The following is a 14525-nucleotide window of genomic DNA, read 5'->3' as shown; positions in this document are numbered from 1 at the left end:
TTAATTCGAACCATGCTGCTCACTCAATTGCCCCAAGCAATTTAGCGACACAATAAAGCTATTCAATTTAGCAACTCAATTGAGTTACTCACTAATTAAGACCGCTAACAGTATGGGTATCATCCTTAAGCCGTTTGGGTTCGGCCGTTTTCTGCTTCTATTCTTCCTCATTTAGTCCCATCAATTTGAACTTAATGGCCAAATCCCCCTCAGCTAAGTGCTTTTTATTGTTACTTAAATGTTTATTTTACTAGTGTTCTCTACCTCTTGCTGTAGTCATTAGTGATGACTAATACAGAACTGATCTCACAGAAAACAAAGGTGTACTGTCGATAAATGTTTGAATTTCGTGATTTAGATCCCATGGGTTGTACCTAGAAATGAGTATTGGCCCTTCACTTTGATTTGGATCAATAAAGTGGTCGCGCTTCTCTGGCAGTGTAGGCGTCAATTGTTAAGGATGTAATTTAAAACAAAAACCTATGTTGTACATATGGAGTATGATGATGAATAAAAACACTGTTTCTACACTGGTCGCTGCCACCCTTTTAGCCGCTGGTTTTTCTGCCTCTGTATCGGCTCATCAAGCGGGTGACATTATCGTTCGTGCGGGTGCTGTGGTTGTTGCGCCAAATGAATCAAGTGATGATGTTGCGGGTAACGGCGAGTTCCAAATCAGCAATAACACTCAAGTGGGTTTAAACTTTGGCTACATGCTGACAGATAACTTTGGGGTTGAGTTATTAGCTGCCACACCTTTTAGCCACGATGTTTCTTTGGCTGGCGTAGGTAAGATTGCTGAAACTAAACATTTACCACCCACTTTAGTGGCGCAGTACTACTTTGGTGATGCGCAATCTAAATTACGTCCATACGTGGGTGTCGGTGTTAACTATACTAATTTCTTCGACAATGAGTTCACCAACGATTTAAATGGTGCGTTAACTGACTTGAGCATGAGCACTTCGTGGGGCTTAGCGGCACAAGCAGGTGTTGACTATCAGGTTAACAAAAACTGGTTAGTGAACGCTTCCGTTTGGTACGCCAAAATTGATAGTGACGTTAAATTTAAATACCAAGGTACCCCAGTTACCATCGAAACCGATATTGATCCATGGGTTTATATGGTCAGCGTGGGTTACACTTTCTAATCCACTGATTAGATAAGCGTAAAAAAGGAGCCTTAGGCTCCTTTTTCGTTTCTGCACTTTTTATCGCGCTATGTTCTGTTCCACTTAGGCTAAGCTGATTTAGCGCTTTGGCTTTTTAGCTTTCCAGTGGCGAGTGTTATAGATAAATTCGGGTAATAACACAGTAAGCCAAGCGACGAGGCGCCAGCGTTTGGTCACATAGACGCGGCGTTTGCCTTGTTTCATTGCCTTGATGATTTGCGCTGCGACTTGTGGCAATGGTGCAAGCCACATCGCACTTTGCTGCATAGCGGCTTTATCGAGCAAACCAAGTTGGATATCGGTAATCGTAATCGGTAACTTAAGGCGCTGAGCATGCATACTTAAGCCCTCAAGGTAATTTTGCCCAAAGGCTTTTGAGGCGTGATAGGCCACACTCGGCCCGCCGCGCAGGCCCGCAATCGAGTTGATTGCCGCCAGTTGTCCATAACCTTGCTCGCGAAATAGTCTAAATGCCGTATTGCAGATGGCAGCAAAACCTCGCACATTGACATCGATAATGTCTTGCTCCGGTAGCCAAGGCAACTCGGGGTCATAGCTATTGAGGCCTGTATTAACTAAGACTAAGTGCGCGCCGCCAAGAGTTTGCCAGACTGATTCAAGTTGGTTGATGATGGCTTTAGGTTGTTCAATTTGAAGTGCAAAAACTTGTACTTTTGTTGGCAAGGATAAGGCAAAATCGCGCAGTGATTCTGGATCTTGGGCGAATAAGACTAATTCAACCTGTTGATCTGCCAATTGCTTTGCAAGTTCACGACTTAATTGTGAGCTAGCTCCCACAATGATTGCAGTTGCTTGGGTCATAGATTTTTCGGCAACGAAATGGTGGCTTATGATAGAAAGTTATGTTCACCAAGACAAGATTTATAGCTTGGGCGTATGGACATCTAGAAGTCTTTATGTATGATTAGGAGATACAAAATGAACAAATGGTTGCGTTTAAGCGCGTTGAGATTAACAGCCTTAGCATTAATGGCCGTAATGGGGGTGTTATCGGGTTGTGCGACACCGAATGCTATCGTTGAGATAAAAGGCGAGACCTTATATCGCGAACGGATAGCCTTACCTGCCGATGCTAAGGTCATAGTGCAACTGCTTGATGTCTCAAAAATGGATGTGCCAGCCATAGTGATGGCGGAGCGCGTGCAACAAGGTGCTGCGACACCCGCGCCATTCAGTTTTGCGATTGGTAGCGATCAGTTCCAACCCGGTCACACTTATGCCATAGGTGCCCGGATTATGTTGGGTGATAAGTTATTGTTTATTAATACTCAAGCCTATCACATTGATCTCAATTCCACTGAGCCAATGACGATACTGCTAGAGAAAGTCGGTGGCTAGTTAGCCCGCTCAGAAGTGAGCTGACATACGCGCCGAATCCGTTGGTATTTACGAACAGAAGAGGCGCGGTATGCCGGTTAGAATTCCAGATCATCTGCCCGCAGCAGAAGTGTTAGAGTCAGAAAATATTTTCGTTATGTCCGAGACGCGGGCGGCTAATCAAGATATCAGACCGATGAAGGTGCTGATTTTGAACTTGATGCCGAACAAAATCGAGACAGAAACCCAGTTACTGCGTTTACTGGGCAACACGCCTTTACAAGTCGATGTGGATTTACTGCGTATTCACGACAAAGAATCCAAGCATACTTCCATCGATCACATGAATACTTTCTACCGTGACTTTGAAGCCGTGCGCCATAAAAATTACGACGGCCTTATCATCACAGGTGCGCCGCTTGGGCAAATCGATTTCGAAGATGTGGTTTATTGGGATCATATCCGTGAAATCATCGACTGGTCGCAAGAGCATGTCACCTCAGTGTTGTTTTTATGCTGGGCAGCCCATGCGGGCTTGTATCATCTCTATGGTTTAAATCGAAAAATATTGCCGCAAAAGCGTTCTGGCGTATTTGTGCATCGCCGTACTTCTCAGCATTTCCCGCTACTGCGCGGTTTTGATGATGAATTTTTTGCACCCCATTCCCGTTTTGCCGAAATGGATGTCGAAGAAATTAGACAACATCCACAGCTGCAGCTATTGGCCGAGTCCGATGAGGCAGGGGCTTATTTGGTGTTAAGTCGGAATAATCGTAACTTGTTTGTGATGGGTCATCCTGAATATCAAAAGTCGACCTTAAACGAGGAATATCAGCGAGACTTAAGCCAAGGCTTAGACCCGAATGTGCCGCAGAATTATTATCGCAATGATGATCCTAAAGCCGACGCCATTGCCCGCTGGCACAGCCACGGTAGCCTGCTGGTGAGTAATTGGCTCAACTATTACGTCTATCAGTTAACCCCTTACGACTTAAGCGATATGACGGCGATGACACCGTGGGAGTCGCGTTAATTCACGCAGTTATTTCTGTGAGTTCCTGTCAAGATAGCGTTTAGTGCTTCAGTGCCTTATTGATTTAAGGCACTGTTTTTAAAGCTCTGTGTTTTTAAGTAACTGTTTTAAGACACTGTTTTTTAAAGTCACTATGTTTTTGAAGCATTATGTTGATTGAATGCACTAAGCGTCCTGCGGTATATGATGACTTTTACCGCTTATAACTTAAATTGGGTCACTAATTTATCTAAGTGAACCGATAGTTTTTGTAAGTTTGCGCTGGATGCCGTTAACTCGTCGGCAATCTCAGAGGTCTCGGTGGTTAATTGATTTATCTCTTCGACGTTACGGCTTATCTCCGCTACCACCATAGACTGCTCTTCTGTCGCGGTGGCGACTTGAATGTTCATGTCGCTGATTTGGCTAATATGCGAAGTAATCAGGGTTAAGGAGTCATTGGCATCATCAGCCTGCTTGACGACCATACCGCTTTGTTCGTGACCCCGCTTGATGGCAGTAACTGTTTTGGACGATTGCTCCTGCAGCTTGTTAATCATTGTTTGAATTTCATCTGTCGATGACGCTGAACGACTGGCAAGGTTTCGGACTTCGTCGGCGACGACGGCAAAACCTCGACCTGTCTCGCCAGCACGTGCAGCTTCAATGGCTGCGTTGAGTGCCAGCAAGTTAGTTTGTTCTGAAATGCTGCGTATGGTGTCCAAAATACTGCCGATCGAATTGGTTTGCGTCGCGAGCGAAGTAATGTCAGTGCTGATGTGTTGAATTTCGATGGATAACGAGCTGACACCCTGGCGAGCTTTGGCGACCACACTCGCGCCATTATGCGCTTGATTATCTGCTTCTTTGGCTGCATTAGCCGCTTGGGTTGCGTTGCCAGCAATATTGTCCACTGTGGTGCCCATCTCATGGATTGCCGTTGCGATTTGCGTGGTGCGATCGCGCTCGTTAATACAATTTCTATGGGTTGCTTGGGCTTTGCTGGCGACATCGTTTGCCGTATGGGCGAGTTGGCGTGAGTTGTCAGCTACGGCTTCAATCGCATTACGTATCTTCAGTACAAACTGATTAAAGTGCAGGGCAATATCACTGAGTTCATCTTGGCCTTTTAACTCGATCATATTATGCAAATCAAGTTTGTCACTTGCAGAAGAAATATGCTGTTGTAACGATGCCACGCGAAGTCGTAGACGACGCAGCATAATAAAACCTAGAAATATTGAAATAATCAAAGCGATGGTTAAAACAACAAACATTTCCATGCGTGTTTCTTGGTAGTTTTTTTGACTGTCAACGAAGCTGGCGTTGCCTTGTTGTAGCAATGAGTCAAGAATGGCATCGGTACTCTTTCTCATTATGTTGTAGCTAGCTGCGAACTGGTTACGATAGATTTCTTGCGATTTTGCCACTTCCCCCTTTTCCATCGCTGTAAGCATAGGCGCGAGTTCGTCACTTTTGACTTTATCAAAGAGGTCGATCAACTTTTGTACTTCGGCACGGGTAATGGGGTTTACCTGAGCGTCACGGGCAGCTTTTAATGCCGCATCCATTTCTGGAATGTCCTCAGCACGGGTTTCTGTTACTCGGGTTAATACGCCTTTTTGATCCTTCATCGTCGGGATTTCTTGTAAGATAATAATATCAATGCCCACTCGCATACGAGGAATACGGGACGCAACTTCCGCCATCGACCTTAATGGCGCGCTGGTATTTTCGGCGAGTGTTTTAGTTTGATCTTGCATACCAGATAAGCCTTGAATGGCTGTTAAGCTGATTAAGATAAGAGCAATACAGGGAATAGCGATGACCCCGATAAACTGGGTCTTAAGCGTTATCTGATTTAGCATGTCTTTCCTTCCTACTTTTATTTAGGGTTATCTGGTTGGGATGTTTATGGTTAGATAATTTGGCATTATTAAATAGGAACAATAGCTTGAATTTTTATTCTTAAATTTCAGTACCCAGTTAAGGTATCCCACTTTGCACACTATGGATTTATGTAAGCGGGTCAATAACATGCTAACTGTGTAGTTGAGCATAGCGATTTTATAGATAACAACCAAATCCTTATGTCGATGTTATAACAGGTCTGTCCACTTGAACTGGTTTGGTCGTCAAGCTCATGCGTTCATTTCTTGATGGCGAGCATAAATCATTCGCTGCTAGGACGTTAAGTGACAACACGCCCTAGATATCACTCACTGATATTAAATTAACTTAGCAAGGTTGGCTCAGTGCAATAAAAGCGCATGAGCTGGATAGGCTCTATCGTTTATGTTGAGTCAACATCCTCTTTTTACTTCAACGGATTCGCTATGATTGAGCATGCCTATATATCTTAGTCACCACTCTTACCGCCTTATCGATACCGCCACTTGTTGTTCTTCATCCCATTTTTACTGTAAATCCTTACTGACATTTTCCACTGATAAAATCTGCACATTAGACCAAGGAATACTTGCTTTACGTTCGCGTAAACGTCAGAGTGGTTTTATTGTCGATTTTATTAAACGTCCCGAGGCTGGTACTAGGCTTCGTGGTCAATTTAGGTTGGAGCCTTCATGAGTACTGAACAGATAAATCAAGATATCGTTATCGTTGCCGCTAAACGCACCCCAATGGGTGGGTTTCAAGGCAACTTATCATCCGTAGCATCACCCATGTTAGCCGCGACGGCCATTAGAGGCTTGTTAGCGGAAACTCAATTGGCGGGTGAGCATGTCGATGAAGTCTTGATGGGCTGCGTATTACCCGCAGGTTTAGGCCAAGCGCCTGCACGTCAGGCAACCTTAGGTGCGGGATTACCCTTATCCGTTGGTGCGACTACAGTGAACAAGGTCTGTGGCTCAGGCATGAAGACGGTCATGTTAGCCCACGATTTGATTAAAGCGGGCAGTGCAAAAGTGGTGATCGCAGGCGGCATGGAAAGCATGAGCCAAGCGCCGTATTTACTCGATAAAGCCCGCAGCGGCATGCGCATGGGCCATGGCAAAGTGTTAGATCACATGTTTTTAGATGGTCTTGAAGATGCCTACACGGGCGGTGCTATGGGAACGTTTGCCCAGAAAACGGCCGATGAATTTGGTATTACTCGCGAGCAGATGGACGCTTTTGCCTTAAGCTCGCTTGAAAAAGCCAATGCCGCGATTAACTCGGGTGCCTTTAAAACCGAAATCACGCCCGTCACAGTCAGTGATCGTCGTGGTGATGTGACTATCGATACCGACGAGCAACCCGGTAATGCCCGCCCTGAAAAAATTCCTACGCTGCGCCCAGCCTTTACCAAAGATGGCACTATCACAGCGGCAAACTCTAGCTCGATTTCCGATGGTGCAGCGGCATTGATGCTGACCTCACGCGGCGAAGCTGACCGTTTAGGTTTAACTGTATTAGCCACCATTAAAGGTCATACAACCCACGCCCAAGAGCCTTCATTGTTCACCACTGCACCGGTTGGCGCTATGGCGAAATTGCTGGCTAATGTCGGTTGGTCAACGGACGAGGTGGATTTATTCGAAATCAACGAAGCCTTCGCGATGGTGACTATGCTTGCCGTGTCTGAGCTAGGTTTAGATATCGCTAAGGTAAACGTTAATGGCGGCGCCTGCGCCTTAGGTCATCCGATTGGTTGCTCGGGTTCACGTTTACTGGTGACCTTAATTCATGCATTGAAAGCCCGCGGCTTGAAGCGCGGTGTCGCCTCGCTGTGTATCGGCGGTGGTGAGGCGACGGCGATGGCCATCGAGGTTTAATCGCAACAGTTTAGTTAAATCAACAAGACGGGGCTGGCAAGGGCAATCACTTCCCTTGAGGATAATCATAATATCGCACCGCCAGCCTATCACTCTACAAGGAAAGGATTGCAATATGACCACACAAGTAAAGCATTACATTGACGGTGAGTTTACCCAAGGTACGGGCACATCGCAGATTATTGTCACCAATCCCGCGAATAACTCGCCGATTGCCGTGATTAATGCTGCTACGAGCGAAGAAGTTCACGCAGCCATTGCTAGCGCCAAAGCCGCCTTCAAAACGTGGAAAGAAGTGCCAGTTTCTGAACGTGCGCGCGTCATGTTGCGTTATCAACATCTGCTAAAAGAACATCACGACGAACTTGCGACCATTCTCGCCCATGAAACGGGTAAAACCTTCGAAGATGCCAAGGGCGATGTATGGCGCGGTATCGAAGTCGCTGAACACGCTTGTAACGTGGCATCATTATTGATGGGCGAAACCGTTGAGAACGTCGCGCGTTCGATCGACACCTACAGCTACACCCAACCACTGGGTGTGTGTGCGGGTATTACGCCATTTAACTTCCCTGCGATGATCCCGTTATGGATGTTCCCACTGGCAATTGCTTGCGGTAACACCTTCATTTTAAAGCCTTCAGAACAAGATCCAATGACGCCGCAGCGCCTTGTTGAACTATTTGTTGAAGCGGGCGCACCTAAGGGCGTATTGCAATTAGTGCATGGCGACAAAACTGCCGTGGATATTCTGCTGGCAGACCCTGCAATTAAAGCCATTTCCTTCGTCGGTTCTGTGGCTGTGGGCCAGTATATTTATAAAACCGGTACCGATAACTTAAAACGCGTACAAGCCTTTGCGGGCGCGAAAAACCACTGCGTTATCATGCCTGATGCGAACAAACAGCAAGTGATCAATAACTTAGTTGGCGCCTCTGTAGGCGCTGCGGGTCAGCGCTGTATGGCGATTTCGGTTGCCGTGTTTGTTGGCGCCGCGAAAGAGTGGATCCCAGAACTCAAAGAAGCCTTAGCCAAGGTTCGCCCAGGTTTATGGGACGATAAAGAAGCCGGTTATGGCCCTGTCATAAGCCCTGCAGCCAAGGCACGCGTGCTGAAACTTATCAAGCAGGGGATTGATGAAGGCGCCGAGTGTTTACTCGATGGCAGCGACTTTACCGTGGAAGGTTATGAGTCAGGCAACTGGATTGGCCCAACCATGTTCAATAAAGTCTCCACAGAGATGAGCATCTATAAGGAAGAAATCTTCGGCCCTGTACTGTGCTGTATGGAATCTGACTCATTAGAGGCGGCCATCGAATTAGTCAATGCTAGCCCTTACGGTAACGGCACTTCTATCTTTACTGCCAGCGGCGCGGCGGCCCGTAAATATCAACACGAAATAGAAGTCGGCCAAGTGGGGATTAACGTGCCTATTCCTGTGCCATTACCTTTCTTCTCATTTACTGGTTGGAAGGGCAGTTTCTACGGCGATCAACATGCTTACGGTAAGCAAGCTGTACGTTTCTATACCGAGACTAAGACCATCACTTCACGCTGGTTTGAGTCTGATATCGCCGTGGCGTCTACGCCAAACATGAGCATTAACTTGCGCTAAGCTCGTTCGCTAAGCTTAGTGATTAAACTCAGTGATTAATCGATAAACCGCGGCGTCTTTACGGCGCCCAATTTATTAAATAAAAAAGTGACCACAGAGTCATAGGAGAGCCAAATGGATTTTAATTTCAACGATGACCAACGCCAGTTTGCCGATCTTGCGCGCCAGTTTGCCGCGGAAGAATTAACTCCTTTTGCCGCCAAATGGGATGAAGAGCATCATTTCCCCAAAGACGTGATCCAAAAAGCCGGTGAGCTGGGTTTTTGCTCTCTGTATTCGCCTGAATCTGAAGGTGGCATGGGCTTATCGCGCCTCGATGCGTCGATTATTTTTGAAGAGCTCGCTAAGGGCTGCACTGCGACCACGGCCATGCTGACCATTCACAATATGGCCACTTGGATGGTGACGACTTGGGGAACAGAAACGTTGCGTCAGACTTGGTCTGAGCCGTTAACCACAGGGCAAATGTTAGCGTCCTATTGTTTAACTGAGCCGGGCGCGGGTTCAGACGCCGCATCTTTGCAAACCAAAGCGGTGCGCGACGGTGATGAGTATGTGATTTCAGGTTCTAAGATGTTTATCTCAGGTGCGGGCGCCACTGAGCTATTAGTGGTGATGTGCCGCACGGGTCAAGCTGGGCCTAAGGGGATTTCTGCCATTGCCATTCCGGCAGATGCCGCTGGTGTTATCTACGGTAAGGCCGAAGATAAAATGGGCTGGAATGCCCAGCCGACCCGTCAAATCACCTTTGAAAACGTGCGTGTGCCAGTGGCCAACTTGCTCGGTGAAGAAGGCCAAGGTTTTGCCTTCGCGATGAAAGGCTTAGACGGTGGTCGTATCAATATTGCGACCTGTTCAGTAGGCACTGCGCAAGCGGCGCTAGAGCGTGCAACTCAGTATATGAATGAGCGTCAGCAATTTGGTAAACCGTTAGCAGCGTTCCAAGCATTGCAATTTAAACTCGCCGATATGGCGACTGAGTTAGTTGCAGCCCGCCAAATGGTGCGCCTTGCGGCCTTTAAACTCGATAGTCATGATCCTGAAGCCACTGCCTATTGTGCCATGGCAAAACGTTTTGCCACCGATGTGGGCTTTCAAGTCTGTGATGCGGCGCTGCAAATTCATGGCGGATATGGTTATATAAGGGAGTACCCGCTGGAACGTCATTTCCGTGATGTGCGTGTGCACCAGATTTTAGAAGGCACCAACGAAATTATGCGCTTAATTATCGCCCGTCGTTTACTCGATGAAAATGCAGGACAAATCCTCTAAGTCCACTCGTAAGAAGTGTGACTTATCGGTTGGCGATAACATAAAAGGAGTCTATACAGATGGAATATTTAGTAGAACGTATCGAAGGCCATACGGCCATTCTGACGATGAATAATCCACCGGCAAACACTTGGACCGCCGAGAGTTTGCAGGCGCTTAAAGCCAAAGTGCTTGAGCTTAACGCGAATAAAGAAATTTACGCCTTAGTGTTAACGGGCCAAGGGCAAAAGTTCTTCTCCGCCGGTGCCGATTTGAAGCTGTTTAGTGACGGCGACAAAGGCAATGCGGCGACGATGGCAAAGCATTTCGGTGAAGCCTTTGAAACCCTAAGTCAATTTCGCGGTGTATCGATTGCCGCGATTAACGGTTATGCCATGGGCGGCGGCTTAGAAGTCGCACTGGCCTGTGATATTCGCATCGCCGAAATTCAAGCTGTGATGGCATTGCCTGAAGCGACCGTGGGTTTATTACCTTGCGCGGGTGGCACCCAGAATCTGACCGCATTAGTCGGTGAAGGTTGGGCTAAGCGGATGATTTTATGCGGCGAGCGCGTCGATGCGACTCAGGCTTTGAATCTGCGTTTAGTTGAAGAAGTGGTCGAAACGGGCGAAGCGCTCAATGCGGCAATCGCGTTGGCCGTAAAAGTCGCTAACCAAAGCCCAAGTAGCGTCACAGCGTGCAAGACACTCATTCAAGCGGGCCGCACTATGGCTCGTAGCCAAGCGCTGCCGATTGAGCGTGAATTATTTGTCGGGTTATTTGATACCGAAGATCAGGCCGAAGGCGTGAATGCGTTTTTGGGCAAACGTAAAGCTGATTGGAAGAACCGCTAATGACTAATGTAGTAGATAACGTAAATCAGGCCACGACCACGCAAAACGTGGTTTTTCAAACCTTAGCCACCGCGTCCGGTAAGTTGATTGGGGTGGTGACACTCAATGTGGAAAAAGCCCTCAACGCCTTAGATTTAGACATGGTGCGCGCTATGACGGCCCAGCTCAATCTATGGAAGAAAGACTCGCTTGTCGCTTGTATCGTGTTAGATGGCAGCGGTGAGAAGGCTTTTTGTGCGGGTGGTGATGTGCGCGCTTTATACCATGCATCCATTGCCGCTAAAGGACAAGTGACTGAGGAGGCAAAGGTTTTCTTCGAAGAGGAATATCGCCTCGATTATCTACTGCATACCTATGGCAAACCTGTGTTGGTGTGGGGCGACGGGATTGTGATGGGCGGCGGGCTCGGTTTGATGGCGGGCGCGAGCCACAGAGTCGTCACTGAAACCTCGCGCATTGCTATGCCTGAAGTGACGATTGGCCTGTATCCCGATGTAGGCGGCAGCTATTTCCTTAATCGTATGCAGGGCAAAATGGGACTGTTTTTAGGGCTCACGGCCTATCAACTCAATGCCGCCGATGCCTGTTATGTGGGCCTTGCGGATCATTACCTGAACCGTGACGACAAAGAACTGATGTTCGATGCCATGGCCACCTTAGATTGGAGCGATACACCGGCGCTTAATCATCAACGCTTAGATAGCATGATCAACGAGTTATCTAATCAAGTGGATATCCCTAAGGGCGAAAGTGTATTGGCGGACAGCCAAGATAATATCGACCGACTGATGGCGGGGAGTTTAGAGGATATTGTCACCCGTATGTCGACGTTAGCGTCGGAGGATGCTTGGTTAATGAAGGCGCGCGACACCTTCCTTGCTGGCAGTCCTATCAGCTGGCATCTGGTTAATATCCAATCACAACTTGGTACTAAGTTAAGCTTAGCTGAATGTTTTAAATGGGAATTAACCGCCAGCGTTAACGTGTGTGCCCATGGTGATTTCTGCGAAGGGGTTCGCGCACTCTTGATTGATAAAGACAGGCAACCACAGTGGCGCTTTAAGGATGTGAACTCAGTGCCTACCACTGTACTTGAGCAAATATTGACTTCTCCTTGGGGCGAGTCGCATCCCTTTAGCCAACTGAGCTAAGCGTTGAGTTGATTATGCATAGACTTGGCTAAGCGTTGAGTTGATTCGCGCAGACTTGATTAGTGCTGAGTGTATAGGCTCAGCCAAGCTCGCTTTACTCTGTGATAACGACAGCATAATCAATGGACTAGCAGTATCACTACATTAAAAAGAGATCAGCACACAGGAGTGACAGCATGAGTACAGTAGCATTTATCGGTTTAGGTAATATGGGCGGCCCAATGGCAGCCAATTTATTAAAAGCGGGCATGACGGTTCGTGTATTTGATTTAGTCCCAGAAGCCATGCACAGCCTTGCCGAGCAAGGGGCTTTTGTTTCTAGCACGGCCTGCGGCGCGGCGGCGGGTGCCAATGTGGTGATCACTATGCTGCCTGCGGGCAAGCATGTGAAAAGTTTATATTTAGGCAATGGCACAGACAAAGGACTGCTCGAAGTGGTTGCGGGTGATACCTTACTGATCGATTGCTCGACCATCGATGCGCAAAGCGCGCAATTGGTAGCGGCCGAAGCGGCTAAAAGCGGCATAGAGTTTATGGATGCACCGGTTTCTGGCGGCACAGCAGGCGCGGCGGCGGGTACTTTAACCTTTATTTGTGGTGGTTCCGATAGCGCTTTTGAGCGGGGTCAGCCAGTGCTTAAAGCAATGGGGGTGAACATATTCCACGCCGGTGGCCCAGGTGCGGGACAAGTCGCTAAAATCTGCAATAACATGCTGTTATCTGTGTTGATGGTCGGCACTTCTGAGGCGTTGCAAATGGGCATTGACCATGGTCTCGATCCTAAAGTCTTGTCCGACATTATGAAGGTTAGCAGTGGTGGTAACTGGACCCTCGAAAAGTATAATCCATGCCCAGGTGTGATGGAGACTGTACCTTCTTCTAAGGGCTATCAGGGCGGCTTTATGGTAGATTTGATGGTTAAAGATCTCGGTCTGTCCCAAGAAGCCGCATTATTGAGCAACTCCAGCACGCCAATGGGCGCTTTAGCCCGCAGCTTGTATGTGAATCATGCAAGACAAGGCAACGGCCGCCGAGATTTTTCCAGTATTTTTGAACAATTTGCACAACTTAAAAAATAGACATAGTTAACAAGGGATAACCAGATGGATTTAAAAGATAAGGTTGTCGTCATTACTGGCGGCGCGGGTGGCTTAGGTCTGGCAATGGCGCAAAATTTTGCGCAGGCGGGTGCTAAGATAGCGCTTATCGACGTGGACCAAGAAAAACTCGAGCGAGCCTGTGCTGAGCTTGGATCGGACACTGAAGTCCAAGGTTATGCCTTAGACATTACCGACGAAGAAGACGTCGTGGCAGGTTTTGCCTATATTCTCGAAGATTTTGGCCAAGTGAACGTGTTAGTGAACAACGCCGGTATTCTGCGTGATGGCCTGTTAGTCAAAGCCAAAGACGGCAAAGTCACCGACCGTATGTCTTATGAGCAATTCCAATCTGTGATCAATGTGAACTTGACGGGCAGCTTCCTCTGCGGTCGTGAAGCGGCAGCGGCCATGATTGAATCCGGTCAAGCGGGCGTGATTGTCAACATCTCTAGCCTAGCGAAAGCGGGTAACATGGGTCAGTCAAACTACGCCGCCTCCAAAGCGGGCGTTGCGGCCATGTCTGTAGGCTGGGCGAAGGAATTAGCACGTTACAATATCCGTAGCGCAGCGGTTGCACCGGGCGTTATCGCTACTGAGATGACGGCGGCAATGAAACCTGAGGCGCTGGAGCGTTTAGAGAAGCTAGTGCCAGTAGGACGCCTTGGTCATGCCGACGAGATAGCTTCCACCGTACGCTTTATTATTGAGAACGACTATGTAAATGGTCGCGTGTTCGAAATCGATGGTGGTATTCGTCTGTAATGACGATATCTTATTGATATTCATAAAAACCGAGCTGAGGCTCGGTTTTTTATTGCGTAAAGAAACATAATGGCATTTTGAACTCAGTCTTTGGATTTATTTAGATTTCACTGTTGGAGTTGACATTTAGTTGTTAACCTTCAACAATCGCTCTCCAGTTTTTTTACATAACTTTACATACATGTTTGTCGCATGTAATGGAGCTTAACATCCGGATGTCTTGGCAGGATAAAGCCCTCTGGCTTGAGAAAATCACTAAACGCATGATGTTAATCGTGGGTGTCCTAGGGTTGATTGTGATCTATTGCGGGTTCTTTTTTCTGCTCTTCAGTGGTCGCTCTGTGGCCGTGATCCCGTGGTTTTTCCTTATCTCACCTTGGGTGTGTATTTATTTTGGCTTAACGCAAGTACAGCAAGTGCAAGTGGTAAATTGGTTCTTAAAAAAATTTAAAAAATAACCAATTTCTGCAAGTTCCTATTTTGTTTCGGTTTGTGCA

Annotated in this window: 13 protein-coding genes; 11 read left to right on the top strand and 2 right to left on the bottom strand. The window is 47.4% G+C overall.

Annotated features, from left to right (window positions below; all coding sequences use genetic code 11):
• Positions 1 to 503: 503 nt before the first annotated feature.
• Positions 504 to 1151, top strand: a complete 648-nt coding sequence (gene ompW / locus Q4Q57_RS00435) for an outer membrane protein OmpW (protein ID WP_306682539.1) — start codon at positions 504 to 506, stop codon at positions 1149 to 1151.
• A 99-nt stretch (positions 1152 to 1250) separates the two neighbouring features.
• Here ompW and Q4Q57_RS00430 read toward each other — a convergent pair whose 3' ends face one another.
• Positions 1251 to 1994: an SDR family NAD(P)-dependent oxidoreductase gene (locus tag Q4Q57_RS00430; protein WP_311889230.1), complete on the bottom strand. Its 744-nt coding sequence runs from the start codon at positions 1992 to 1994 to the stop codon at positions 1251 to 1253.
• A gap of 117 nt (positions 1995 to 2111) precedes the next feature.
• Here Q4Q57_RS00430 and Q4Q57_RS00425 point away from each other — a divergent pair, with 117 nt between their 5' ends.
• Both Q4Q57_RS00425 and metA read left to right on the top strand, forming a co-directional pair.
• Positions 2112 to 2531 carry a YbaY family lipoprotein gene (locus tag Q4Q57_RS00425; protein ID WP_173245790.1) on the top strand — a complete coding sequence of 140 codons (420 nt, stop codon included), beginning with the start codon at positions 2112 to 2114 and terminating at the stop codon, positions 2529 to 2531.
• Between the two features lie 70 nt (positions 2532 to 2601).
• On the top strand, positions 2602 to 3543 hold the full coding sequence (gene metA, locus Q4Q57_RS00420; protein WP_226058694.1) for a homoserine O-succinyltransferase: 942 nt from the start codon (positions 2602 to 2604) through the stop codon (positions 3541 to 3543).
• Positions 3544 to 3743: 200 nt separating this feature from the next.
• On the opposite strand, the gene Q4Q57_RS00415 is transcribed toward metA, so the two are convergent.
• The gene (locus Q4Q57_RS00415) at positions 3744 to 5390 is read right to left on the bottom strand and encodes a methyl-accepting chemotaxis protein (RefSeq protein ID WP_311889227.1); all 1647 of its coding nucleotides are present in this window, start codon (positions 5388 to 5390) and stop codon (positions 3744 to 3746) included.
• Between the two features lie 714 nt (positions 5391 to 6104).
• On the opposite strand from Q4Q57_RS00415, the gene Q4Q57_RS00410 reads away from it, so the two are divergent.
• From Q4Q57_RS00410 to Q4Q57_RS00375, 8 genes are all read left to right on the top strand, one after another.
• Positions 6105 to 7295, top strand: coding sequence for an acetyl-CoA C-acyltransferase (locus tag Q4Q57_RS00410; protein WP_311889225.1), 1191 nt, complete (start codon positions 6105 to 6107; stop codon positions 7293 to 7295).
• A 115-nt stretch (positions 7296 to 7410) separates the two neighbouring features.
• Complete coding sequence (locus Q4Q57_RS00405; RefSeq protein WP_012088747.1) at positions 7411 to 8910, top strand: CoA-acylating methylmalonate-semialdehyde dehydrogenase; 1500 nt, start codon at positions 7411 to 7413, stop codon at positions 8908 to 8910.
• 114 nt (positions 8911 to 9024) lie between these two features.
• Complete coding sequence (locus tag Q4Q57_RS00400) at positions 9025 to 10182, top strand: acyl-CoA dehydrogenase family protein (RefSeq protein WP_011846382.1); 1158 nt, start codon at positions 9025 to 9027, stop codon at positions 10180 to 10182.
• 59 nt (positions 10183 to 10241) lie between these two features.
• Positions 10242 to 11015, top strand: coding sequence for an enoyl-CoA hydratase (locus Q4Q57_RS00395; RefSeq protein ID WP_006081029.1), 774 nt, complete (start codon positions 10242 to 10244; stop codon positions 11013 to 11015).
• Positions 11015 to 12166, top strand: coding sequence for an enoyl-CoA hydratase/isomerase family protein (locus Q4Q57_RS00390; RefSeq protein ID WP_012588100.1), 1152 nt, complete (start codon positions 11015 to 11017; stop codon positions 12164 to 12166). Before Q4Q57_RS00395 ends, Q4Q57_RS00390 begins: the two co-directional genes overlap by 1 nt.
• 176 nt (positions 12167 to 12342) lie before the next feature.
• A complete protein-coding gene (gene mmsB / locus Q4Q57_RS00385) occupies positions 12343 to 13245 on the top strand; it encodes a 3-hydroxyisobutyrate dehydrogenase (protein ID WP_006085281.1) in 903 nt (300 codons plus the stop codon).
• A gap of 24 nt (positions 13246 to 13269) precedes the next feature.
• Entirely contained in the window at positions 13270 to 14028 is a 759-nt protein-coding gene (locus tag Q4Q57_RS00380) for an SDR family oxidoreductase (RefSeq protein ID WP_006081032.1), read from the top strand.
• A gap of 215 nt (positions 14029 to 14243) precedes the next feature.
• Positions 14244 to 14486 carry a hypothetical protein gene (locus Q4Q57_RS00375; protein ID WP_006081033.1) on the top strand — a complete coding sequence of 81 codons (243 nt, stop codon included), beginning with the start codon at positions 14244 to 14246 and terminating at the stop codon, positions 14484 to 14486.
• Positions 14487 to 14525: the final 39 nt, after the last annotated feature.

This window comes from Shewanella sp. SP2S2-6 (assembly GCF_031931965.1).
Taxonomy (GTDB): Bacteria; Pseudomonadota; Gammaproteobacteria; order Enterobacterales; family Shewanellaceae; genus Shewanella; species Shewanella baltica.
This window is presented reverse-complemented; position numbering and strand designations above follow the sequence as displayed.

What these genes read in the sequence shown, in the direction of transcription:
- Q4Q57_RS00395 (WP_006081029.1), top strand. Translation starts at nt 10,242, where the DNA reads ATGGAATATTTAGTAGAACGTATCGAAGGCCATACGGCCATTCTGACG.
- ompW (WP_306682539.1), top strand. Translation starts at nt 504, where the DNA reads ATGATGAATAAAAACACTGTTTCTACACTGGTCGCTGCCACCCTTTTA.
- mmsB (WP_006085281.1), top strand. Translation starts at nt 12,343, where the DNA reads ATGAGTACAGTAGCATTTATCGGTTTAGGTAATATGGGCGGCCCAATG.
- metA (WP_226058694.1), top strand. Translation starts at nt 2,602, where the DNA reads ATGCCGGTTAGAATTCCAGATCATCTGCCCGCAGCAGAAGTGTTAGAG.
- Q4Q57_RS00375 (WP_006081033.1), top strand. Translation starts at nt 14,244, where the DNA reads ATGTCTTGGCAGGATAAAGCCCTCTGGCTTGAGAAAATCACTAAACGC.
- Q4Q57_RS00410 (WP_311889225.1), top strand. Translation starts at nt 6,105, where the DNA reads ATGAGTACTGAACAGATAAATCAAGATATCGTTATCGTTGCCGCTAAA.
- Q4Q57_RS00400 (WP_011846382.1), top strand. Translation starts at nt 9,025, where the DNA reads ATGGATTTTAATTTCAACGATGACCAACGCCAGTTTGCCGATCTTGCG.
- Q4Q57_RS00415 (WP_311889227.1), bottom strand. Translation starts at nt 5,390, where the DNA reads ATGCTAAATCAGATAACGCTTAAGACCCAGTTTATCGGGGTCATCGCT.
- Q4Q57_RS00380 (WP_006081032.1), top strand. Translation starts at nt 13,270, where the DNA reads ATGGATTTAAAAGATAAGGTTGTCGTCATTACTGGCGGCGCGGGTGGC.
- Q4Q57_RS00430 (WP_311889230.1), bottom strand. Translation starts at nt 1,994, where the DNA reads ATGACCCAAGCAACTGCAATCATTGTGGGAGCTAGCTCACAATTAAGT.
- Q4Q57_RS00425 (WP_173245790.1), top strand. Translation starts at nt 2,112, where the DNA reads ATGAACAAATGGTTGCGTTTAAGCGCGTTGAGATTAACAGCCTTAGCA.
- Q4Q57_RS00405 (WP_012088747.1), top strand. Translation starts at nt 7,411, where the DNA reads ATGACCACACAAGTAAAGCATTACATTGACGGTGAGTTTACCCAAGGT.
- Q4Q57_RS00390 (WP_012588100.1), top strand. Translation starts at nt 11,015, where the DNA reads ATGACTAATGTAGTAGATAACGTAAATCAGGCCACGACCACGCAAAAC.